Origin of the sequence: Rhabdobacter roseus (genome assembly GCF_014202275.1) — a bacterium.
GTDB lineage: Bacteria > Bacteroidota > Bacteroidia > Cytophagales > Spirosomataceae > Rhabdobacter > Rhabdobacter roseus.
The window spans coordinates 194,230-216,226 of the sequence record NZ_JACHGF010000002.1 but is presented as its reverse complement, the minus strand read 5'-3'; the positions used below and the strand labels follow the sequence as shown (position 1 = coordinate 216,226).

Below are 21,997 nucleotides of genomic sequence, written 5' to 3'. Positions count from 1 at the left end.
AGCCATGAAGTACCTTATTATTCTGTTCCTTTTTACCGTGCCCTGCGCCTACGGCCAGCAGGTGGCCAATCCCCGCCTCAAGGCGCAGCTCGATAGCGTGATGGTACTTGACCAAAAGTACCGCGAGCTCCTCATGAACATCAACACCTACGATTCCCTGCAGACGGACTCCCTCGCGCGCTCGATGCAGGTACCTCCCGGCGAGCTGTTTGGCCACCTCTGGGACCTCCAAAGTACCCTCGACTCGACCAACCTGGTTTTTATCGAGCAGGTATTTCTCCAATACGGGTACCCCGGCAAGTCGCTGGTGGGCGAAGGCACCAACGAGGCCGCCTGGTACGTGATCCAGCACTCCGAAAAGATCGACCAGTACTTTGGCCAGATCGAAAAAGCGGGTAAGCAGAAAGAGCTTCCCTATAGGCTGGTGGCCATGATGCAGGACCGCCAGCTGATGTACCAGGGCCAAGAGCAAATCTATGGTACCCAGGGTGCCTGCCGCCCGCTGAGGGATCAGACCGGCACGAGCTGCTTTATCTGGCCCATCGACAACCCCAAAAAAGTGAACAAGCGCCGGAAAAAGGCGGGCTTTGACCTGACCGTGGAGCAAAACGCCAAGCGGCTAAACATTGACTACAAGCCGTTGACCATGAACGAAGTACGCGCTCAATACGACCTTGATCTATGAACCGCTTCGACCGCATCACGGCCATTCTGATTCAGCTGCAATCGCGCAAGGTAGTCAAAGCGCAGGACATCGCCGCGCGCTTCGACATCAGCCTGCGCACCGTCTACCGTGACATCCGCTCGCTGGAAGAGGCGGGCGTGCCGCTCATCGGCGAGGCGGGCGTGGGGTACTCGCTCGTGGATGGGTACCGGCTGCCCCCGGTGATGTTCACGCGCGAGGAGGCGATTTCGTTTCTGACGGCCGAAAAGCTGGTGGAAAAATTTACGGATACGGCCACGCAAAAGCGGTTCGAGTCGGCGCTGTATAAAATTAAATCGGTCTTGAAAAGCACGGAGAAAGATCTGCTGGAAAATATGGAAGGCCACATCCAGGTTTTTCGGCAATCCACCGCTTTTCATGCGGCTTCTGACGATACGCTCGAGGTACTTTTGAAATGCATTTCGGAGAAAAAAATCGCCCGGATTTCCTACAAAGCCTTCAATACCACCGACACCACCGAGCGTGCCATCGAGCCCATCGGGATTTTTCACGAAAACAACTACTGGTATACCATCGGCTTCTGCCACCTGCGCCACGACTACCGCCAGTTTCGCTCGGACCGGATTCTGAAAATCAGCTGCACCGACCGCACCTTCGAAAATAAGCACGCTTCGCTGAAAGAGTACCTCGACGCCCTGCCACCCAAAGAAAACCTGGAGCGGGTCGTGATCCGGGTCGAGCCGGAACTGGCGCGCTACATTCAAAACCAAAAGTACTACTACGGCTTTGTTTCGGAACAAACCATCGGGCCCTGGATGGAGATGACGTTCCTGTCAGACTCGCTGCCCGCTTTTGCCCGCTGGTACCTCATGTTTGCCGACCGCTCACGCATCGTGAGCCCGGAGGCCCTGCGAGGGCACGTAAAAGGGGTACTTTCGGCGGCTTTGTCAAGTTTGGAGTAAGGTACCTTGAGTGGGATGATTCGCGTTGTTGGGATGGTTCGCGTTTGCAACGCGAACCTGCGGAGAGAAGCGTTTATAACGCGCCGGGTACTTCCAAAGTACCTGCCGTCTAAAGCGTGAGCCTCATCAAAATATCCGTTTGCTCGTCTTCACCCAGCCGAAACGAATGTGATCCGAAGGCCACGAAGCCATTTTTTTCGTAGAACCGAAGGGCTCGTGCGTTGTGCTCCCACACGCCCAGCCAGAGGTACTTTCTGGCCTGAGCCCTGGCTAGCCGGAGCGCCTCCTCAAAAAGTACCTGCCCAACGCCCTGCCCCAAATAGGCCGCCAACACATAGATCCGCTCGATCTCCATACTCTCAGGTTCGTGCAATTCCGTTTGCGCGGCTCCCACATTTACTTTCAGGTATCCCACGGGCTGGTCGTCAATTTTGGCAAAATAAAATGCCGAAAGTACCTCCTCCAGTTCGGTCCGGAGCTTTTGGTCGGTAAAGGCCGCATCCAGGTATTTTTGCAGGTCTTCCGGGGTATTAGCCTCCGAAAAAGCTTCGTAGAAAGTCTGCCGTGCGAGCTCCCGAAGGACGGGAAGATCCGCCGGAGTAACAGGGACGATGTGTACGGTGTTATTGATTTCTTTCAACGGGATATGGGCTTCTTATTTTTTTATATTTACAACAGGCGCTTTACCGGGTTGGGTAAGGGCCATCGTGGAACCGACGAGCATGGTACCCCTTGGAGCCTACGGCACGGGCTAAGGGACTACGAGGGTCTGTCCCTGCTTTCAGGCTATCGAGCACATGTCGAAAATCGTAGATGGGACGCCAGGCGAGCGCTTCCTGTGCGCGTTCATTGACGTAAACGCGTTCAATAGCCGGGAACATGTTCCAACCGTATGGTGCATACACCTCCTCGTAGTCGGGGAAAAGTCGCTTCACGACCAGTGGAGCATGGCCATTTAGCTCGGCCAGATCGTCGGGCGTGAAGGGCGTAGTAGCACTGATGATGTAGCGACCAAACCCCAGCGCCGATGCCCGTTCGAGCGCCAGTTCGTGCGCACTCACCACGTCTTCGATGTCTACCCGCCGGTAAAGGAACTCGTTGGCTTTGCTGTTTCCGTCCTGGTACGTCTGCCGGTTTAGCTTTAGGTCATCCTCCTCCGGAAAGAAGCGGGAGGTACGAAGTACCACGCACGGTAATCCGTGATTTCGGTGAAAAAGTGTACAAAGATTTTCGGCAGCCACCTTGGTTACGCCGTAAATATTTTTGGGAATGGGCGTGACTTCTTCCGTTATCCAGACCGCCGGAGCGCCGACCGGGGGCGTAAGGGCGTCCCCGAAGGTACTGGTTGTGCTCGTAAAAACGAACGATTGGACGCCCGCCGCTACGGCCTCTTCCAGCAGGTGCAGGGTACCGGTAATATTGGTATCGACAAAATCCTGATAGCTGTGCGTAGCTACGTGGGGCTTGTGCAACGTAGCCGTATGAATCACGGCTTCCACTCCCTCCAGGCACCGTTTTACGTGAGCCCGGTCCGCGATCGAACCAAGCTTCGTGGTATAGTCCGAAGGCCGAATATCCGTACTAACTACCTCATGATCTAAACCTCTGAAGGTACGCACCAGCGCTTCTCCCAAATGGCCGCTACTGCCCGTAATCAAAATCTTCATAAGCTCTCGGCTATTTCTCCGCCCAGCGACCGTATGACCCGGCACGGATTCCCCGCCGCAAAAACATCCGCCGGAATGTCACGCGTAACGACGCTCCCGGCTCCAATGACGGCCCGGTCGCCGATGCTGACGCCGGGGCAAATCACCACGCTCCCCCCTACCCATACATCTTCGCCAATGGAAATAGGCTTGGCGTATTCCAGACCCGAGGCCCGCTCCACGTGGTTCAGCGGGTGCGTCGCGGTGTAGATCTGTACGTTGGGCCCAAAGAGGGTGCGGCTCCCGATCGTCACCTTCATCACATCCAGCACCACGCAGTTGAAGTTAAAAAATACCCGTTCGCCCAGGTACATATTGGTACCGTAGTCGCAGTAAAACGGCGGCTGGAGCCATAATCCGGCACCCGCGTGGGGGATCAGTTCCTTCAAAATACGCGCCCGCTCTTCCGGCTCGTCTTCGCGGCCCTCGTTCAGTTCCTTGATCAGTAGCCGCGTCTTCACTCTTTCTTCCGAAAGTTGCGGGTCCAGTGCGTCGTAGAGCTCACCGGCCAGCATTTTTTCTTTTTCACTTTTCATCATGTCGAATCAGTTACTTTTTACCCTTTTGCGCGGCTTTCTCCAGGTTTTCTTGTACCCGAAAGTTAACCATTTTGCTGATTAACTCCAGCGGCATGGGCTGGTTCAACGGAAACTGGATCGACCCTTTCCCTACTTTATAGCCCGCAATTTCCTCCGAAAAGGCCACGTTGCCCGTCGGCGTAGCGTAAAAGCCGATGTGGTTTTTGAATGCCGCGAAATACACCAACACGCCCTTCAATTTGTAAGTCGGCATGGCGTAGCTGATCGTTTCCTGCGCTTCCGGCGCGGCGGCGCGGATCGTGGCCCTTACCTGCTCTAAAACCTGCTGCGTTTCCGGCGGAAATCCGGCAATGTACTCGTCGATGTTTTGCGGAATCGTGGTCGTTTGCATAAGAATGGAGGTTAAAAAAATTAACTTGAACGATGCGCTTATTGGCCGCGTAGCGGTCGAATGTTTGTAGAAAAGGATTTAGGTAGTGAATCCGCGTGCCTTTGGGTACGCAACTCCACCGCTGGTTGCGTACCCAAAGGCACGCGACCGGATTTGGATGGTCATTTTGACTACAAACATCGCGTGCCGATGGCACTTTTTTACTCATGATTATTTACTCAACCCCCATGTAGGGCTCAGTCTGTCGCTGGGCAGCATTCCGCTACGTCATCGTTCCCCGAACGATGTGCGCCATCAGCCTACAAATCACGCCTCCGATATACGAGTCAAAAGCTACGCCAAATTTCCCCCTTTTACAAACTACCCAGAATCGCCGCGTCGCCCATAAGCGCGTTGGCCGGGCGGGGGTGTGCTTCGTCGAAGACGCGTAGGTCCTTGGCTTCAAGTACCTTAGAGGGTCCCTCGTCGATGGCCCCCGAGGCGTCAAGTACCTTTTTCAGGTCCAGGCCCAGGTACTTGGCCATAAAGGGGTACATGGCCTTGCGTTTGGAGGGGCCGTAGTCGTGCTTTTCGTCGGGTAGGTGGACATTAGAAACGAGCTCCTGCTTGCCGTACAGGCCATAGATATGCCGCACGTGCGGGTACTCCACGTCGGGCGTGTAGCGGGTCCAGTCGCCACCGTCGGAGGTGAGCAGCAACGGGCGCGGCGCGGCCAGGGCGGCTATCTCGACGTTGTTGGTCTGAAAAGTACCCTTTTTATGAATGGGCATGCCGCTCTCGCAGGTACAACCGCCAAAGAAGTAGGCTGACACCATGACCGTGGGGGCAGCTACTTTCACGCGCGGGTCCAGGGCCGTGAGCAGGAAGGTCTGGGTACCTCCACCCGACTCCCCCGTCACACCCACCCGCTCCGGATCGACACCCGGCAGCGACAGCAGGAAGTCGAGGGCGCGCATGTTATTGATGGTTTGTAGCTTGATGGCCTTGGTGAGCTTGTGCTCGCACTGCTTGGAGTCGCCCTGCCCCACCATATCCGGCGCAAACACAATGGCGCCCATGCGGGCCAGGGTCGCGCAGCGCTTCTGGGTTTGTTCATGAAAGCGCATGTCGTTGCCGTGTCCGTGCGGGCTCAGGATGGCCGCGTAGGATTTTTGCGGCTCCAACGGCATATACAGATTACCCGTAACCCAAAAACCAGGGATACTTTCTAAAGCCACGTTCTCCACCGAGTAGCCTTCCATCACCCGGCGGCTGTGCCGCATAGGGCTGGACGTAGGCTTGGGCGGAATGCTGCGCAGCTCGGCCCCGTCCAGGATGCGCGCCCGGATCTGCTCGCGCCGCTTCTCCCAGTCGGCCAGGGTGGCGGGTACTTGCTGCTCCAGGAAAGCCTTGCCCTGCTCGGGCGTGAAGTAGTTGCCGGGGCACAGCTCCGGCTCCTGCGCCCGCAGGCTCAAGGGTAGTAGGCACAGGAAAAGAAACGCTTTTTTCATAGACGTACAGGAAGAGTATGTAGCATGAAAAGGCAGGTACTTTATGTTTCTATTGATCCGCGATGGGTATACATCAAAAAATGAGAAAGGGATTAGCCCGTTGTCGTGCCTAAAGTACCTTTATTGAGCGCAATACGTGTTGCGCAAGTCATGGGTAGGTAGGCAAAAGCACTTCCTCTTCATGATCTATGCTCTTCTCAAAAGTACCATTATGTGGCGCAAGTACTTAACTTCGCCCCCAAAACAACCCTTGTATTCTATGTTTTCACTTTATCGAAACGCCCTTTCTATCCTCATAGCCAGCAGCTTACCCACTTTAACCTGGGCCCAGACCGACACCACCGCCCAGCGCGAAGGGGGTACTTTCCAAGCAATCATCGTGTCGGCCTCGCGCACGGCGGAGCGCGTGATGGAAACGCCCGTGACGGTAGAACACATTACGGCCGCCCAACTACAGCGCCAGCCCGGTACGGAGCTGATTTCCAGCCTGGCCCGCTACAAAGGCATCGACGTGAACCAGTCGAGCTGGCTCATTACCAGCTTCAGTACCCGCGGCTTCAACAGCTCCAAGGCCGAGCGCGTGGTGCAGCTCGTGGACTACGTGGACGTCACCTCCCCCACCGCCTCGCTCTACTACGGCAACTGGATGGGCGTACCCGAGCTGGACCTCGCGAGCGTGGACCTGATCCACGGGGCCAACTCGGCCCTGTACGGCTCCAACGCCCTCAACGGGGTACTGATGATGAATACCAAAGATCCCTTCGAAACGCCCGGTCTGACGGCCTCGCTGCGGGGCGGCAGCCGCAGCCTGCTCGACGCCCAGCTCCGCTACGCCCGCACGCTGGGTACCCGCTGGGCTTTTAAATTAAATGCCAACTACTTCTCGGCCGACGAGTTTGTGGGTAGTAGCGAAGCCGCCATCCGGCGGGTAACGGCGGGTGGCCTGGCCGGGGCCGATCCGTCCAACAACGCCGCAGGCTCGCCCTTGGGCTGGAACGCCCTCAACCGCTACGGCGATGTGGGTACTTCCGTTACCAATCCGGCGCTTACGGCCCTCAACAACGGCCAGCCCTACCGGCTGTACGCGCCGGGCTATACCGAAGAAGCCATGCTCTGGGCCCGCGCGCCGGGCGATTTGTTCGGCTTGTTCAACGACCGCTACAAGGCCGGAAACGTCCGGATTAACCCTTCTTTACACTGGAAGATTACCGAACACCTCAAGGCTATCTACGAATACAAGTACTCCTCCAGCAATGGTATCTTCCAGAGTAGCAGCCGCTACGCGCAGCGCGCCATGCAATATGACCTCCACCGGGCCGAGCTTTCGGGCCAGGGCTGGTTTTTGCGCGCCTACACCGTCTTCGACTACGGCGGCAAGGCCTACGACCTGGCTTCCCTCGGCAACGGCATCATGAATGCCCCCATGACGGCTGGTACCCAGGCCAACGGCAATAGGTACCCGACCTTTGCCCAAAACTACTTTACCCTCTGGAACCAGCTCTTCAGCGCAGCCCGAACCACCGGCCTGGCGGCGGGTACTTCCCTAAGCGGTACGTACCTGCCCAATCCGGCGGGGGGGGCTCCCGTACCCTATACGTTGCCTCAGGCCATTCCGGCGGGCTTGGGGCTGGAAGAAGCTCAGCGTCTCGCGTCTCAGCTGGCCGCGGGGGTACAGGTACCCGTGGGGAGTACTTTGTTTAATCAACTGCGCGAGCAAATCGTAACGGGCGTAGGGACCATCGACCTCAACGGTACCCAAACCGTACGCGGCGCGGCTTTTGCCAATACGGCGCGGTTCTGGGACGTCAGCGGGCAGAAAGAGTGGCTGCTGGCCCCAAGTACCCACCTCATTGCCGGGGCTTCTTACCGTACGCACATCCTGCGCTCGCAGGGTACTTTGCTCGCTGACGGCGACAAGTCACCCGTGCGGCCCGGCACCAACGAGGTACAGCGGCGTGACCAGATCGTCAACTGGGAAGGCGGCGCTTACGCGCAGCTGCGGCAGGAGCTACTCAACAACCGCCTGCGGCTGGCCTTTGCCGGGCGTTTTGATCAGTTCCGCAACTTCGGGGCGCGTTTTTCGCCGCGCATTTCGGGGGTACTTTCGCTGGGCGAACAGCGGCAGCACAACCTACGCCTCAACTACGCCCAGGCCTACCGGCAGCCCGCTCAGTTGGATCAGTTCATCTACCTGGATTTTGGGAGCCTGCTGGTGCAGGGCAACATCGACAACGGCTACGAAGGCCTCAACGCGGTTTCGGTGCTGCCCAAGGGCCAGTCTAATCCTGATTTCCTGAAGCCCCAACGGATCAAAAGCCTCTCGCCCGAGCAGGTCAATACCTGGGAAGTTGGCTACAAAGCGCAGCTATTCAAGGGTTTCTACGTCGACGCCAGCTACTACCGCTCCCACTACCGGGACTTCATAGGTACCTTGCGCTTTTACGGCCGCGAGGACGGGCTGGCCGTCACGGGTGCTCCCCTACCTACCCCCAGCGGTGATTTCGCCAAACCCGCCAGCGACCGTACCCGCGGACGGTTGATTCAGGTGTGGGCCAACGCCGAGCAACGGGTACTTACACAGGGCGTGGTACTTGCTACCGATTACTTTATTTCCAAAAAAATACATCTAGCCGGAAACTACACCTGGTCGCACATCAACGAAGACGATGTACCGGGTCTCATTTTGGGCTTCAATACGCCGCAGCACAAGTTTAACCTGGGGCTGGATGGCGAGCATAAGCAGCTTATGTACAGCCTCAACTACCGCTACCAAACGGGCTACACCTACTTCATGCCCTTTGATGAGGGAACGATTGGCGCCTTTGGTACCGTAGATGCACAACTCGGGTACCGCCTGGCTTCACTCCAAAGTACCCTGCGCCTCGGCGGCACCAACCTCACCAACGCCAACGCGATCCACGCCTACGGCTCGGCTCCGATCGGTCGGGTTGTGTACCTGGGGTGGGCGCTGGGTTTATGATTTTGAAAAAAAATGAAAATTTTCACAAAAAATTAAATCCATAACCCACGCGTATACGTATATGCAACAAAACAAGCCTGGTTGAAACAACCAGGCTGTTCACTTTAACGTTACAAATAGCTGTACTCGTAAGTAAACAAGCAAGCTTAAAAGGTATACAAAATGTTCATCATTTTGTTTTAAATCTAGCCTCGTAGTTTACATAAAGCCTCTTCAAATCGTATCGATTCGAAGAGGCTTTATGCTTTATAGGTACTTATCCTTTTGCTTATCAAAGCATGAAATAAAAAAGGCCCAGCCTAAGCCGAGCCTTCTATGAGTGTGTATAGTGTTGAGCCCCAGTTGCCCAGAGCTTTTCACTAACCTTGTAAATGTAAAAATAGTAACTGTAAAAACATAGAATATTTTACAAAATATATCTTTATAATGCTACTTGTAACCGATTGATATACAGATGTTGTACCTTTAAAAAGGTAGTTTGCCCAAATCTACATTCCCACCCGTCAGAATGATGCCAATGCGCTGATCCTTAAACCTTTCCTTGTGTTTTATCAGGGCTGCCAAAGGTACCGCTCCCGACGGCTCCACGACGATCTTCATGCGTTCCCAGAGCAGGCGCATGGCAGCCACAATTTCGTCATCCGAAACCGTCAGAATTTCTTTCACATTTTCGAGAATGATCGGGAGCGTCTTGGTACCTAAAGGTGTCAACAGGCCGTCGGCGATGGTGCGTACGTAGGGCGCGCGTTCGATCTGTCCGCTCCGAAACGAAAGTACCGCGTCGGCGGCTCCCTCCGGCTCCCCCGCCACCACGGTAGTCTGCGGCGAAAAGTACCTGGCCGCCAAGGCCGTTCCGCTCAGCAGTCCGCCGCCGCCTACCGGAGCCATGACTACGTCCAGCGAAGTACCTACCTCCTCTATCAGCTCCCGGGCGGCGGTAGCCTGGCCCGCAATGACGCGGTAGTCGTTGAAGGGATGGATAAACGTGGCCCCCGTTTGCTCCACCAACCGATCTACCGCTTCCTGCCGGGCTTCGGGCGTATTGACGCAAAACGCAATGTCGGCCCCGTACTGCCTTACGGCCTCAATCTTGACGCGGGGTGAATTGTCGGGCATCACGATGTAGGCCTTTGCCCCAACCTGGCGTGCGGCGTAGGCAATTGCCTGGGCGTGGTTGCCGGAAGAATGCGTCGTGATGCCATTTTTAAGATCCTGCTCGCTGAGCGACAGCACGGCATTGAGCCCGCCCCGGGCTTTAAAAGCCCCGATTTTCTGCCAATTTTCGCATTTAAAGTACAGCTTTGCTCCGCTAAGGGCATCAAGCGTAGCGCTGGTAAGAACGGGCGTACGGTGAATGAACGGACGGATGCGGTCGTGGGCCGCTTCAATCACTTCCCGGCTCGGGTAGATCTCGTGGGTCATACTTTTCTTGAAATAAATAAAGGAGAAATAGTATCTTTAAAGGGATGTGTACTAATATAATAGCTTCGGCACAAAGAGTCATTTATTACCCAAAACCAACGCGTGATATGATTGAAACAAAAGTAATACCCCGTACCGAGTCTGCGTACGATTCTCCCCTTCTGATCAAAAATATATTGGCGCAAAGCGTGCGCTACAATCCTGAGCGCGAAATTGTGTACCGGGACTTGTTCCGGATGAACTACCTGACCCTGAACCAGCGTATCCACCGGCTTGCCAACGCCCTGACGGGCCTGGGCATTGGCCCCGGTGACACCGTAGGCATGCTCGACTGGGACAGCCACCGGTACCTGGAGTGCTTCTTTGCCGTACCTTGTATGGGTGCCATTCTGCACACGGTGAACGTCCGGCTTTCGCCCGCGCAGATCCTGTATACCATCAACCACGCCGAGGACACTATCCTGCTGGTTCACGAAGATTTTCTGCCCATTCTAGAGGCCATCAAAGATCAAATTACGACGGTACGTACCTACGTACTCATTAGTGACCGGGTGTACGGCGACGCGCCTGAGGCCGTCACGACCACGGCCGTAGAAGCCGCCGGTGAGTACGAGCAATTACTCGCCGAAGCCGCCGATGCCTTTGAATTCCCGGATTTTGACGAAAATACCTGGGCTACGAGCTTCTATACCACCGGCACTACCGGTAACCCCAAAGGCGTGTACTTTTCGCACCGGCAGCTGTTTATGCACACCATGGGTTTGGTGAGCTACTTCTGCGGCTTTGAAGCGCTGCCTTTTTCGCACCGGGATGTCTACATGCCCATTACGCCCATGTTTCACGTCCACGCCTGGGGCTTCCCTTACGTGGCTACGATGCTCAATGCCAAGCAGGTCTATCCGGGACGCTACGAACCACCCATGCTTCTCAACCTGCTGCTCACCGAGAAAGTCACTTTCTCGCACTGCGTACCTACCATCCTGAACATGCTCGTTCAAAGCCCCGTGGCCAAGCAGGTGGATCTCTCCAACTGGAAGGTGATTATCGGCGGCTCGGCCCTGACGCGCGGCCTGGCCCAAGCGGCTCTGGAGCTGGGCATTAACGTGTCGCAGGGCTACGGCATGTCCGAAACCGCCCCCGTGATGGCGGTGGTTCATCTCAATGAAGAACAACTACAACTACCCCTGGAAGAACAGCTGGCCTACCGTACCAAAGCGGGCAAAATGGCTCCCTTCGTGGAGTTACGCCTCGTCGATGAGCAGGGTACCTTCCTGCCCCACGACGGGCAGGCTACCGGCGAAGTAGTGGCCCGCAGTCCGTGGATGACCCAGGGGTACTTTAAAGAGCCCGAAAACTCTGAGAAACTCTGGGAAAACGGCTGGCTGCACACCGGCGACGTAGGCAGCCTGGGGCCCGACTACTACCTTACGATCTCGGACCGGGTGAAGGATGTCATCAAAACGGGCGGCGAGTGGGTATCGTCCCTGGACCTCGAAAACCTGCTCTCGCAGGTAGAGGGCGTGGCCGAAGTAGCCGTGGTAGGAATGCCCGACGCGCGCTGGGGCGAGCGCCCCAACGCGCTGGTCGTACCGAAGCCCGACTTTCAGGATCTGCTCACGGCCGAGCTCATCAAGCAGCAAATGCAGCGCTTTGTGGAGTCAGGGGAGATTAAGCCCTGGTACATTCCCGATCGGATTTTGTTTGTCCCTGACATTCCGAAAACGAGCGTCGGGAAGATCGACAAAAAGAAAATACGGGTAGATTTAACCATTTGAAAAGTACCCTGAGGTAGTTTTCCCCAAAGTACCTGCCTATGCTCACGCGTCGACGTTTTTTGCAAGCCAGCCTGGCGGCTCCCCTGCTGATCAGCAGGCCACCGGTGGGAAAAATCATGACAATCCAAGGGGAAATTCCGGCTTCGCAGCTAGGTACTACCCTTATTCACGAGCACGTACTCGTGGATTTCATCGGGGCCGACCGCATCAGCGCCAGCCGCTGGGACCGTGCCGAAGTAGTGGCCAAGGTACTTCCTTACCTGCGCGAAGCCCGCGAGCGGGGGTTAAAAACCCTGCTGGAATGTACGCCCGCCTTCCTGGGAAGAGATCCGCTGCTACTGCTGGAGCTCGCGGAGCAAAGCGGTCTGCAACTCCTCACCAACACGGGCTACTACGGCGCCGTGGATAACAAGTACCTGCCGCCCTGGGCCTTCGACGAAACCGCCGAACAACTGGCCCAGCGCTGGACGGCCGAATTTGAGCAGGGCATCGAAGGTACCTCCGTGCGGCCGGGCTTTATCAAGATCGGCGTCAACGCAGGTACCCTTTCGGAGCTACACCGTAAGCTTGTCAAAGCCGCGGCACTGACGCACCTGCGCACCGGCCTCACCATTTGCTCGCACACCGGCCCGGCCGCCACGGCTTTGGAGGAGATCGAGGTACTTCGCACCCACGGCGTAGCGCCGCGGGCGTTTGTGTGGGTACACGCGCAGGGCGAGCCCGTCAAGAATTGGTACGTCAAAGCGGCTCAGCTGGGTACCTGGGTGAGCCTGGACGGCCTGGGCTGGGGCAACCCCGAGGAGTACGTGCCCTGGATCGAGCTGCTAAAAACGAACGGGTACTTGTCGCACGTGCTGCTTTCGCACGACGCGGGCTGGTACCGGCCCGGTGAGCCCGACGGGGGTACTTTTGTGGGTTACACGCCGCTTTTTGACCGGCTGCTGCCCGCCCTTCGGAAGCGAGGCTTCACGGAAAATGACTTCGAGCAGCTGCTGGTGACCAATCCCGCCGACGCTTTTACGCTACGTGTGCGTAAAGTCTGACTGCGCCCTTAGTTCTAAAACATGCGAAAGCCCGCTGACAACTTGCCAGCGGGCTTTCATTCGTAATCTCAAACTACCCTTTGCTTATTTACCAGCTTGGGGCGTGTACAGATTGAAGAATTGATCCAATTTAGGCGTAATGATGATCTCCGTGCGACGGTTTTGGCTACGGCTATCTTTGCTATCATTACCCACTTTGGGTAGGTGCTCGCCACGGCCACCGGCAATCATGCGGGTAGGTGATACACCGTATTTTTCTTGTAGCGTTCTTACTACGGACGTTGCCCGCTTCACACTAAGATCCCAGTTGTCTACCAGGTTTTCGCTACGGTAAGGTACGTTATCCGTGTGGCCTTCTACCAGAATCTCGATTTCTTTGTAGTCGTTCAGGATGCGGGCTACTTTACCCAAAATTACTTCTGCTTTGGAAGTGATGTTGTAGCTACCCGTGTTGAAAAGCATTTTGTCCGACAGAGACACGTATACAACGCCTTTCTTCACTTCGATCTGAACGTCTTCGTCGCTCACATCTTGTAGCGAGCGCTTCAGGTTCATCACCAGCGCCATGTTCAGCGAGTCCTTGCGTTGGATGCTCGTGTTCAGGTTTTGGATGTACTTACCTTGCTGGTTCATCGTCTCCATCGAGCGCTTGATGCTCTCAGCGCCTTCTTTGGAAATTACCGACAAGTCAGACATACGGTCCAACAGTTGGTTGTTGTTCTTTTTCAGATAATCAACCTGGTCCTCTAATTCCTTTACCCGACTGTTCCGGCTGGCCAGCTCATCGGCTCTTTGCTTGAGCTGCGTGTTCAGGTTAGCCGTTTTTCCGTCACAATCGTTCAGATCAGCCCTAGCCTTGTCTAATTGTAATTGAATTTCATTGGCCTTATTTTCTAAGGCAACCATTTTCTTTTTACTGGCACAAGATCCAAGGGTAAGTAAGAGGGCAATGGCAACAATTGTTTTTTGCATGGGGTTAGCGAGTTAAATTAAGCGTGATTGGTTATTTTTATTTCAGTTGTTTTAAACATAAAAGTTTGAAAATGAGTTCTTGATTCTCAAACCATCGGCGTATTGTTCAAGCGTTTCAGGTTGCAAAATTAACATACTCGGCTTAAAAACGTAGTACTTTCATTGTTATTCTTACCAAATTATTGTGCCAAAGCTGCAAATTATTTAGACCGTCATGGGCGACCAGGTACTTATCGCTTGTACTAATTAACGATAACATTCTGTAAAACAATCAATTAATCACAAAACCCCCAAACAAAAAGTTCTCTTTAGCCTTTGCCCGAAAGGTACTTTTTAGCAGTACTCTTCCCCATTTCTAATTATTTTATAATGAAATTTTTAGCTTTTCGGGAGTTCGGCGCGTGCCTCCCTAAAAGCACCTATTCTGCAAAAACCGATTATGGGGCCTTTTTAGCTGGTGGTATGCCCGCCGGATCCTCTTTCCCCGAAGGACATTAAAAAACCCGGCTGCACACAATACGTGCCGCCGGGCCCAATGGACTAGTTTTGTATCCAGCTATTTTTTAATACCAATACCTCATATCCCAATACGGATTTCGGTATGCCTTCTGACTCACCTGGATATGATTGCTGATAAGCGACTCGTATTGGGCGTTGGTCAGCTTTTTTCCTTTTAGCTTCTTGGGTAACTTAATTTCCTCCGTGACTGGCTTCATCTCTACTTTTATGGCCGTAATGATGGCATCTCCGTCATTGACATCTACTTCCAAAATCAATCCGGGCAGGCCAAAAAACTTTTCGGGGCCCGCCATGACCGGGATGTCATCCGCAAACCAGGCCTTGATGGTCTGCTTCCGGACGGTGTCATCCATCACGGCCAGCATACACACATGGCCGCTGATGTCCTTGATCTGGTTCATGATTTTCCAGTGGGGTTCCGGCAGGGAATCGTCTAGCAGGTAGGTTTTACCCAGCATGGCTAGGAGGCTTTTCTGAGTTCCATTCGCAAAATCCCGGTAAAAAATATCCTCCTCTTTGCTCCAGGAATAGCCACCGGTGGCTTCGGTGTTCTTGGTGTACTTGCTCTGGTTTTCGTTGAAGTACAGCACGGTTTTTTCTTTATAGCCATCGCTACTCCCCCAGGTCATTTTCATGCGGTCTTTCTCTTCCTGGCTCAGGAAGGGCAGGCGCGCGTTGATCTTGGTCCAGTATTGCACTCGCTCGTAGGTAACTACGCCCTCTACCGGCTGCGCCCATACGGGCAGGGTACTTAGTGTAAAGAGCAGGATTCGAATTAATTTCATACTATCAATGATTAAGAGATGATTAATAACTCTGCCGGCGAATCGTCGACTTCATGCCCCGCATGTTGTACGAAAAGCTGAGCATGAAGTACCTCGCCAGGGTTTGGATCTGCTCCTGGGACACAAAGTTTTGGGAAGCAAACTGGGTAATACCGCGGTTTTGATTGAACACGTCGTAGGCCGTCAGGCGCATTTCGCCCCGCTTGTTCTTGAGGAATAGTTTATAGACGGCCATGTTCAGGATCGGAATCTGCTGATTAAACCCGAAGCGCTCGTTGACATAAGAACGGTGCACAAAGTCTGACTTAATGAAAATATCCTTCGGCAGGCGTATGTTCATTTCGGCTCCGTAGGTATTATTCACGATTTGCTGGTTCTGCGACGTATTGATGGAATAGCGGGTATTGCTGATGTTCCAGTTGGCATTCGGGTAGAAGGTGAGCCAGTCTACCGGCGTCAGATCCAGCCGTACGCCCACGTTGTAGGCGTCGGTGCGGGTTTGGTTTTCGACGGCGTTAATAAACGTAATGTTGTTGCTGAAGTTCAGCGACGAGAATACGTTCAGTGTAGCCTTGGTTTTCTTGAGCGGGAAGCCGTAGTTGCCGTACACACCCAATCGCTCCCCACCGGTGATGTTGGTAGGGCGGGTAGTTGTCACGAAGTTTTCGTCGATCGTTTGGTTATAAATAATTTGATTGACGTTGTAGGTGTAGTTAAGGCTCACAAAAAACTGCGTGAAATTACCCGGATTGAAGTGACTGTATCCTACGCTGGCGTTGTGGTACGTTTGCGGGAGTAGATCCGGGTTACCTATCTGAATGTAAAGCGGATTGCTATTGTCTACGATTGGCTGCAAATCCCGGATGGAAGGCTCCTGTAAGCTGACACTATAATTAGCCCGCAGGTAACGGTTGTTTTTAAGGTTATAGTTGAACGAAACGTTGGGAATCCAGGCAAAGAAAGTCCGGTCGATGCGCCCAAAGTCCCGTGACGTTTGGTCTTCGGCGTACTTGCCCCGCAGCTTAAACTGCTGCCCCGCCAGACCCGCCACCAGATTCAGGCCCTTGTGCGAGTACCGAACCGAAGTACCCAGCCGGTTGTAGGTGAAGTTGTTGGTGTAGTAGCGGCTCAGGAAGCTATTCCGTACCTCTACGTCTCCCCGACGGTCGGACACGTCGCGGTCCACTTCGTCGGTACGGTAGCTAAAGTTGTAGAAGGTTTCCCAGAAGAACTTCTTGGCGAAGGGCTCAATGTAATACACGCTGCTTTTGATTACATTACGCAGGCTGTTGGTTTGGTTGACCTGGCTAATGTTCAAGAGCGAATCAGGGCGGTTGCCTTCAAAAAAGAATTCATTAACTGACCGTTGATCCCCATCTCCCTGGGAGTTGCTGACGTTGTAGGTCACGCTGGCCGCAAAGTTGCGTCCTTTTTTACGAAACTCGTGCCGGTAGATCATCGCGTTTTCTATGGCAAACGAGTTAAATTGATTGAAGTTATTAATTGTCGACTGGTTGGACAAAGTACCGTCATTCCGGTAAAACTGCTGAAGGCTATTGTAGCGGTTATTTCCTTGCCCGTAGCGGCCATTACTGAATATGACCAGCGTATTGAGGGAGTCAAGCTTTTTCTCAAAACGCAGGTTACCGCGGTGGTTGGCGTTGAAGTTTAGGCGGGTGTTGTCGTTCAGCGTCCGGAAGGAAGTGTTGTTACTCAGGAAATTTTCCCTTTGCGAGAAGGCATCAAGGGTTTGCTCGGTTTGGTTGTAAAAGTAGCTGGTGTTGAGCTTCGTTTTCTTGTCGTCGTAGTTATAGTTGGCCCCGCCGGCGTAGTTTTTGGTAAAGCCCCGGTCTCGGCTTCCGCCCCCGGGCTGCAGCGTCACGCTTTCGTCGTCGCCCGAAGAGTAGTAATACATCCCTCCGCTGCTAAACCCAAAGTCGGCGTTATCGCCCCAGTTAAACGACTGGCTACCCCGGAAATCCTGGTAGTCGTCCCAGGACATCCCCGTCTGGTTGACGTTATTGCCGAAGCCCACGATCGCAAACTGCTGCTTGTCATTGAAGCGGTTGTAGTTGATCTTGGCCTCCGCCCGGGAGTCGGTACCGGCCCCCAGCGTGGCTTTGCCAAAGCCCCCTTTCTTGTGGCTGTCTTTTAGCTCAAGGTTGACGGTTTTCTCTCGCTTGCCGTCGTCTACCCCCGTAATGCGCGACTGCTCCGACTTGTCGTTAAAGACCTGTACTTTGGAAATGGCATCGGCCGGGAGGTTCTTGGTGGCCATTTTGGGGTCATCCCCAAAAAACCGCTTGCCGTCTACCGTTACCCGTTTTACTTCCTCCCCCTGGGCCTGGATACTTCCGTCTTGTCCGATCTGCATCCCCGGCAAGCGCCGTAGCAGGTCTTCTACGGTAGATCCGGGAGGTACTTTGAAGGAGCTGGCGTTGTACTCGACGGTATCGCCCCGGATGCTGAGCGGGGCCCGGGCCGTCTTGATCACTACCTCAAACAGGTCCTGGTTGAGCTCCTTCATTTGCAAAGTACCCAGCTCGTTGATGGCCTCATCGGTAGGTTTTACTTCTTGCTGAAAGGGCAGGTACCCTACGTACGAAATCTTGAGGAGGTAGGTAATTCGTTTGACATTCTTGAATTCCAGTGCCCCTTCGGTGTCGGTGCGGCCGTAATTGACCAGCGAAGAATCTTTCGGGAGCAGGAGCATCACCGTGGCGCCGGGCAGCTTGTTGCCCGTTGAGTCCATAACAGTCCCTTTGATGGTGTAGCGACCCGTAGTTTGGGCCATGGCTGACCAGCCAATACAGCTAATCAGCAGTAGAAGTAAGCATTTTTTCAAGGCGAAGGTAGGCTTAGAGTGGAAGAATAGTTCAAAAGTCGTAACTACGCGGGATATAGTTGCACGCCGCTACGTTAATTTTTGTTAAAATTAACTAAAATGTTAGTTTCCACCAAACCTACCCACGAATTTATTTCTCCGATCAGGAATAAACGGAGGTACTTTTTTCCAATAAAACAGTTGTTAGTTTGAGTTAGTCTCGCGTAGTTTGAAGTTTAACGACAAGCCCGCGATGCGCGCCAGAACCTCTTGGCACCGCCCACCTTCGTACTTATAAACGGTTGCTTTGCCGTCGGGCATGTTTACTTTATAAGCCGCCGGACCTACCTTGTCGATGGTGACCATTTGACCGTAGCGCTCGGAGTAGACCTGTCGGTAGTTCACGGGTTCGCGGTAGTAAAGACTGGTTACGGTGTTCAGGATGGGCGTCGGCATTTCCGGCAGGAGGCGCCGTGGTTTTTTCTCTTCGGTATGCGCAATCAGGTACCCTTCGTTTTTTTGGTACGTCTGCGTTTTTTCTTTAAACTGACCGTTTACGTGTTGGCTCGAGAGCGAGGTTTTCAAAACGCCTTTTTCGTACGTATTTTCTCCTACGTAGATTACCTTATAAAAAAAGGTATTAATATTTCCCTCTACCTTTAGGTTCTGGTGGCTCGGGGAGCCTCCCTGCGCCGGAGAGACGGTAAGATGCCCCACGTTTCTGCCCGACAGCCATACGTCGTACACTACCTCCTGGCCGTGCGCCGAAACACCCCCCAATACCAAAAACAACCACCGGCAAAGCATCACCATCTTCATACGTTCTTCTGTTTATTTCCTCGGGCAAAGGTACTTTCCGTACCCCGCCCCACTACATTACCACCGGATCAAGGCCGAGCCCCAGGTAAAACCGCTTCCGAAAGCCGCCAGACAAACCAGGTCACCCTCCCGGACTTTGCCAGCCTCCCAGGCCTCGCAGAGCGCGATGGGAATGGAGGCGGCGGTGGTATTCCCGTACTTCTGGATGTTGTTCCAGACCTGGTCGTCGCGCAGCCCGAGCTTAGCCTGTACATACTGGCTAATGCGAAGGTTTGCCTGGTGCGGCACGAGCAAATCAATGGCCGATTTCTCTAAGCCGGTTTTGGCGAGTGCTTCCATGATAACCTCGGGGAATTTCTGAACGGCCATTTTAAATACCAGTTGGCCTTCCATAGTGGGGTAGTAACTTTTCTGCTCAATCAGTTCTTGGTAAACGAAAATTTCGCCAAATTCGGTATCCGGAAAACCAAACTTCTCTTTTCCGAGGTGGTAGCCGCCGTGGCTGCCGGGGCTTATCATGGCCAGCTGCTCGGCGTGGGTACCGTCCGAATGCAGCTGCGTGGTCAAAATGCCCTGTCCCTCTTTTTGGGTAGGCTGGAGCACCACCGCCCCGGCACCGTCGCCAAAGATGACGGATACGTTACGCCCGGGCGTACTGAACTGGAGCCCCATCGAGTGCATTTCAGCGCCTACCAGCAGGATGTTTTTGTACATGCCCGTTTTGATAAACTGATCGGCAATGGACAGGCCGTAGATAAAGCCCGAGCACTGGTTGCGGATATCCAGGGCTCCTATTTCCGTTTTGGTAATCCCCAGCTCGCGCTGCAGAAGTACCCCACAGCCGGGAAAGTAGTAGTCGGGACTGAGCGTAGCAAAAATAATAAAGTCCACATCTTCCTTTTGAATGCCCGCCCGGTCGATGGCAATTTGCGCGGCCCGCGCGCCCATGGTGGTGGTGGTTTCTTCGTGTTTGCGGGCGTAGCGCCGCTCCTTGATCCCCGTTCGCTCCTGAATCCACGCGTCCGAGGTTTCCATCAGCTTGGTCAGTTCGTCGTTGGTCACCACCCAGTCGGGTACGTAAAAACCCAGCCCGGCTATTTTCGTTTTCATCATTTTAAATACCGTAGTTTGTCAATGGAATACTGTGCTGATTACCTTGCGGGCTCCTCCTCCCCTAAGCATACGTCCAAAGGTGCTATTATTCGCATATATATCCAATAGTTTCTACGAAATTTGATAACGCTTACCCTTGCTTCCATGCTAAAAATCGGTTTGCTCTCGGATACCCACGGCTACCTGGACCCCGCTCTCTTCCAGCACTTTGCCCCATGCGACGAGCTTTGGCACGCGGGTGACGTGGGCGATGCCGGTATTATCGAACAATTAGAAAATTTCAAACCGCTGCGCGTCGTGTACGGCAACATCGACGGCAAGGAGGTCAAGCTACGTTCTGAGGAAAACTGCCGCTTTGAATTGGAAGGCTTCCGGGTGTGGATGACGCACATTGGCGGGTACCCGCCGCGCTATAATCCTCAGGTACGGCCGCAGTTGCTGGCCCAGCCGCCCCACATCTTCGTGTGTGGACATTCGCACATCCTACGCGTCATGCGCGACCCCAAGCTGGGCCAGATGCTGTACCTGAATCCCGGCGCGGCCGGACGCGAAGGCTTTCATAAAGTACGCACAGCCCTGCGCTTCTCGCTCCACGAAGGACAGATCGCCAACATGGAAGTAGTGGAGCTTGGTTTACGCTCGGCCTTGTACTAAGTATCCGGTGATTTAATTGCCAAAAACGAAAGTGCGGCAAAAGTACTTTGGTAGCCCGCCCAAACACAACCCATTTCTCTCCCATCCCTCCCGGAGAGCTCTGCCCATTTCACCAAATAACTTCTGATTATAACCCACGAAGCGCTTTCTTTTTTCTTCTGTATTATTAAAAATCCAGTCGATCCTTTTAATATTTTAAAATCGACCTAGGCCTTCGAAGGTACCGATTAAATGAGTCATTCCTGAATAAATTAAAAAGTAGATGTATCTTTTTTTACCAAAAAAGCGATTTATTACGGTTGAGGTTATGGGATATAGTATTTTTTTTTAAACTTTGCCCATCTTACAACTAAAAACAATGAATCATGAGCAAAAAAGACATTCAATTCTTTTCACCAGCCGACAATTCCGTTCAGACCAAAACCAAGGCTAAGGTTGAAAAAAACGAACTACCTACTTGTTCCATTTCTTCCAAAGGCCAACTAATATTCCCTAGCAATACCCTGGAAGAACTCGGCGTTGGTTTAGAAAGTACCTTCCGCATCGGAGCCAATACCCGTAAAAAAGTACTTACTTCTATTTTTCTGGTTGAGGCCGACCCCAGCGATGAATTCGCGTTTGCTATTGTAAAGCGTGGCCGGGGCTACTCCATTCCCCTCAAAGGAATCTTAACCAAGCAGGGTGTCGATTTTGAAAACACCGGTTTTGTGTACGCCGCCAAGCCTTTTGAGTACCAAGGTAGCCAAAACAGCTTTGAGCTAAAACTCATCGAATCCGAGCCCAGAAAAAAGGCTTAATTTCTTGATGATACATTCGTATTCTCGACGAAGCCACTCTCATGCGGAGTGGCTTCGTTGTGTTTATACTCGCTGCTCCACTTCCCACATCTGCCCGTACGCCGGGTACCCTCGCCGGTACGTGCCTTTCATTTACGGCTTCCGGGCCCCGCCAGAAGGCAAAGAACCTTTCTAAATTCCAGGTACTTGGCTCGATTCAAAGCACTTTATTTCTGTTAGTTTTTTGCTTAGCAAGGGCGGTTATTTTCCTTACGTTGGTAGTTAGGGAATGGTCCGGATCAGCAAGTACCTTCCCGAAAAAACGACAACTAAGTGGACGATAAAAGCCGGTTAGCCTTACCTACTTTGGCGCGTTTCTACGGAATACGTACCGGCGAAGTACCCAGGGCTCCGAACATAGAAAGTACGTTAAGTAACTGGACATTAACAGAGCAGAAGAAAGCGGAAGACGGGTTTTAAGGGTAGATCACAGGCGGCTTTTCCGTTTCAAAAAAGCACTCCTTTTTTGACCATTTTTTGGTTTAAAACCACAGATTATGGCA

18 protein-coding genes are annotated in these 21,997 nt (G+C 53.6%); 7 read left to right on the top strand and 11 right to left on the bottom strand.

What is annotated here, in order from left to right:
- Positions 1-4 precede the first annotated feature (4 nt).
- Together HNQ92_RS05850 and HNQ92_RS05845 are read left to right on the top strand one after the other, a co-directional pair.
- Positions 5-685, top strand: a complete 681-nt coding sequence (locus HNQ92_RS05850) for a DUF6624 domain-containing protein (RefSeq protein ID WP_184172149.1) — start codon at positions 5-7, stop codon at positions 683-685.
- Positions 682-1,626, top strand: coding sequence for a helix-turn-helix transcriptional regulator (locus HNQ92_RS05845; RefSeq protein WP_184172147.1), 945 nt, complete (start codon positions 682-684; stop codon positions 1,624-1,626). The genes HNQ92_RS05850 and HNQ92_RS05845 overlap by 4 nt, the downstream gene beginning before the upstream one ends.
- 109 nt (positions 1,627-1,735) lie before the next feature.
- Here the strand turns inward: HNQ92_RS05845 and HNQ92_RS05840 are convergent, their stop codons facing one another.
- The 5 genes from HNQ92_RS05840 to HNQ92_RS05820 all read right to left on the bottom strand — a co-directional run bounded on the left by HNQ92_RS05840 (position 1,736) and on the right by HNQ92_RS05820 (position 5,752).
- A complete protein-coding gene (locus HNQ92_RS05840) occupies positions 1,736-2,266 on the bottom strand; it encodes a GNAT family N-acetyltransferase (RefSeq protein WP_221307396.1) in 531 nt (176 codons plus the stop codon).
- Positions 2,267-2,309: 43 nt separating this feature from the next.
- Positions 2,310-3,293, bottom strand: a complete 984-nt coding sequence (locus tag HNQ92_RS05835; RefSeq protein ID WP_184172145.1) for an NAD-dependent epimerase/dehydratase family protein — start codon at positions 3,291-3,293, stop codon at positions 2,310-2,312.
- Complete coding sequence (locus tag HNQ92_RS05830; protein WP_184173721.1) at positions 3,290-3,868, bottom strand: sugar O-acetyltransferase; 579 nt, start codon at positions 3,866-3,868, stop codon at positions 3,290-3,292. Before HNQ92_RS05830 ends, HNQ92_RS05835 begins: the two co-directional genes overlap by 4 nt.
- Before the next feature lie 13 nt (positions 3,869-3,881).
- Positions 3,882-4,262: an iron chaperone gene (locus tag HNQ92_RS05825; protein ID WP_184172143.1), complete on the bottom strand. Its 381-nt coding sequence runs from the start codon at positions 4,260-4,262 to the stop codon at positions 3,882-3,884.
- Positions 4,263-4,615: 353 nt separating this feature from the next.
- Positions 4,616-5,752, bottom strand: a complete 1,137-nt coding sequence (locus HNQ92_RS05820; RefSeq protein WP_184172141.1) for an alpha/beta hydrolase — start codon at positions 5,750-5,752, stop codon at positions 4,616-4,618.
- A 259-nt stretch (positions 5,753-6,011) separates the two neighbouring features.
- On the opposite strand from HNQ92_RS05820, the gene HNQ92_RS05815 reads away from it, so the two are divergent.
- Entirely contained in the window at positions 6,012-8,732 is a 2,721-nt protein-coding gene (locus HNQ92_RS05815) for a TonB-dependent receptor (RefSeq protein ID WP_184172139.1), read from the top strand.
- A 465-nt stretch (positions 8,733-9,197) separates the two neighbouring features.
- Here the strand turns inward: HNQ92_RS05815 and HNQ92_RS05810 are convergent, their stop codons facing one another.
- Positions 9,198-10,154 (bottom strand): threonine ammonia-lyase, encoded by a 957-nt coding sequence (locus HNQ92_RS05810; RefSeq protein ID WP_184172136.1) that lies wholly within the window; start codon positions 10,152-10,154, stop codon positions 9,198-9,200.
- A 107-nt stretch (positions 10,155-10,261) separates the two neighbouring features.
- Between HNQ92_RS05810 and HNQ92_RS05805 the strand changes: the two genes are divergently transcribed.
- Both HNQ92_RS05805 and HNQ92_RS05800 read left to right on the top strand, forming a co-directional pair.
- Positions 10,262-11,929 carry a fatty acid--CoA ligase gene (locus HNQ92_RS05805; RefSeq protein WP_184172134.1) on the top strand — a complete coding sequence of 556 codons (1,668 nt, stop codon included), beginning with the start codon at positions 10,262-10,264 and terminating at the stop codon, positions 11,927-11,929.
- A 38-nt stretch (positions 11,930-11,967) separates the two neighbouring features.
- On the top strand, positions 11,968-12,972 hold the full coding sequence (locus tag HNQ92_RS05800) for a phosphotriesterase family protein (protein WP_184172132.1): 1,005 nt from the start codon (positions 11,968-11,970) through the stop codon (positions 12,970-12,972).
- Between the two features lie 84 nt (positions 12,973-13,056).
- Here HNQ92_RS05800 and HNQ92_RS05795 read toward each other — a convergent pair whose 3' ends face one another.
- From HNQ92_RS05795 to HNQ92_RS05775, 5 genes are all read right to left on the bottom strand, one after another.
- Positions 13,057-13,944, bottom strand: coding sequence for an OmpA/MotB family protein (locus HNQ92_RS05795; protein ID WP_184172130.1), 888 nt, complete (start codon positions 13,942-13,944; stop codon positions 13,057-13,059).
- A gap of 563 nt (positions 13,945-14,507) precedes the next feature.
- A complete protein-coding gene (locus tag HNQ92_RS05790) occupies positions 14,508-15,248 on the bottom strand; it encodes a GLPGLI family protein (protein WP_184172128.1) in 741 nt (246 codons plus the stop codon).
- Positions 15,249-15,270: 22 nt separating this feature from the next.
- A complete protein-coding gene (locus tag HNQ92_RS05785) occupies positions 15,271-18,093 on the bottom strand; it encodes an outer membrane beta-barrel protein (protein WP_343062966.1) in 2,823 nt (940 codons plus the stop codon).
- Positions 18,094-18,276: 183 nt separating this feature from the next.
- On the bottom strand, positions 18,277-18,891 hold the full coding sequence (locus tag HNQ92_RS05780; RefSeq protein WP_184172126.1) for a DUF6134 family protein: 615 nt from the start codon (positions 18,889-18,891) through the stop codon (positions 18,277-18,279).
- Positions 18,892-18,948: 57 nt separating this feature from the next.
- The gene (locus tag HNQ92_RS05775; protein WP_184172124.1) at positions 18,949-20,004 is read right to left on the bottom strand and encodes a 3-oxoacyl-ACP synthase III family protein; all 1,056 of its coding nucleotides are present in this window, start codon (positions 20,002-20,004) and stop codon (positions 18,949-18,951) included.
- Between the two features lie 144 nt (positions 20,005-20,148).
- Here HNQ92_RS05775 and HNQ92_RS05770 point away from each other — a divergent pair, with 144 nt between their 5' ends.
- Both HNQ92_RS05770 and HNQ92_RS05765 read left to right on the top strand, forming a co-directional pair.
- Positions 20,149-20,658, top strand: a complete 510-nt coding sequence (locus HNQ92_RS05770; protein WP_184172122.1) for a metallophosphoesterase family protein — start codon at positions 20,149-20,151, stop codon at positions 20,656-20,658.
- 365 nt (positions 20,659-21,023) lie between these two features.
- Positions 21,024-21,455, top strand: coding sequence for a hypothetical protein (locus HNQ92_RS05765; RefSeq protein ID WP_184172120.1), 432 nt, complete (start codon positions 21,024-21,026; stop codon positions 21,453-21,455).
- Positions 21,456-21,997 lie beyond the last annotated feature (542 nt).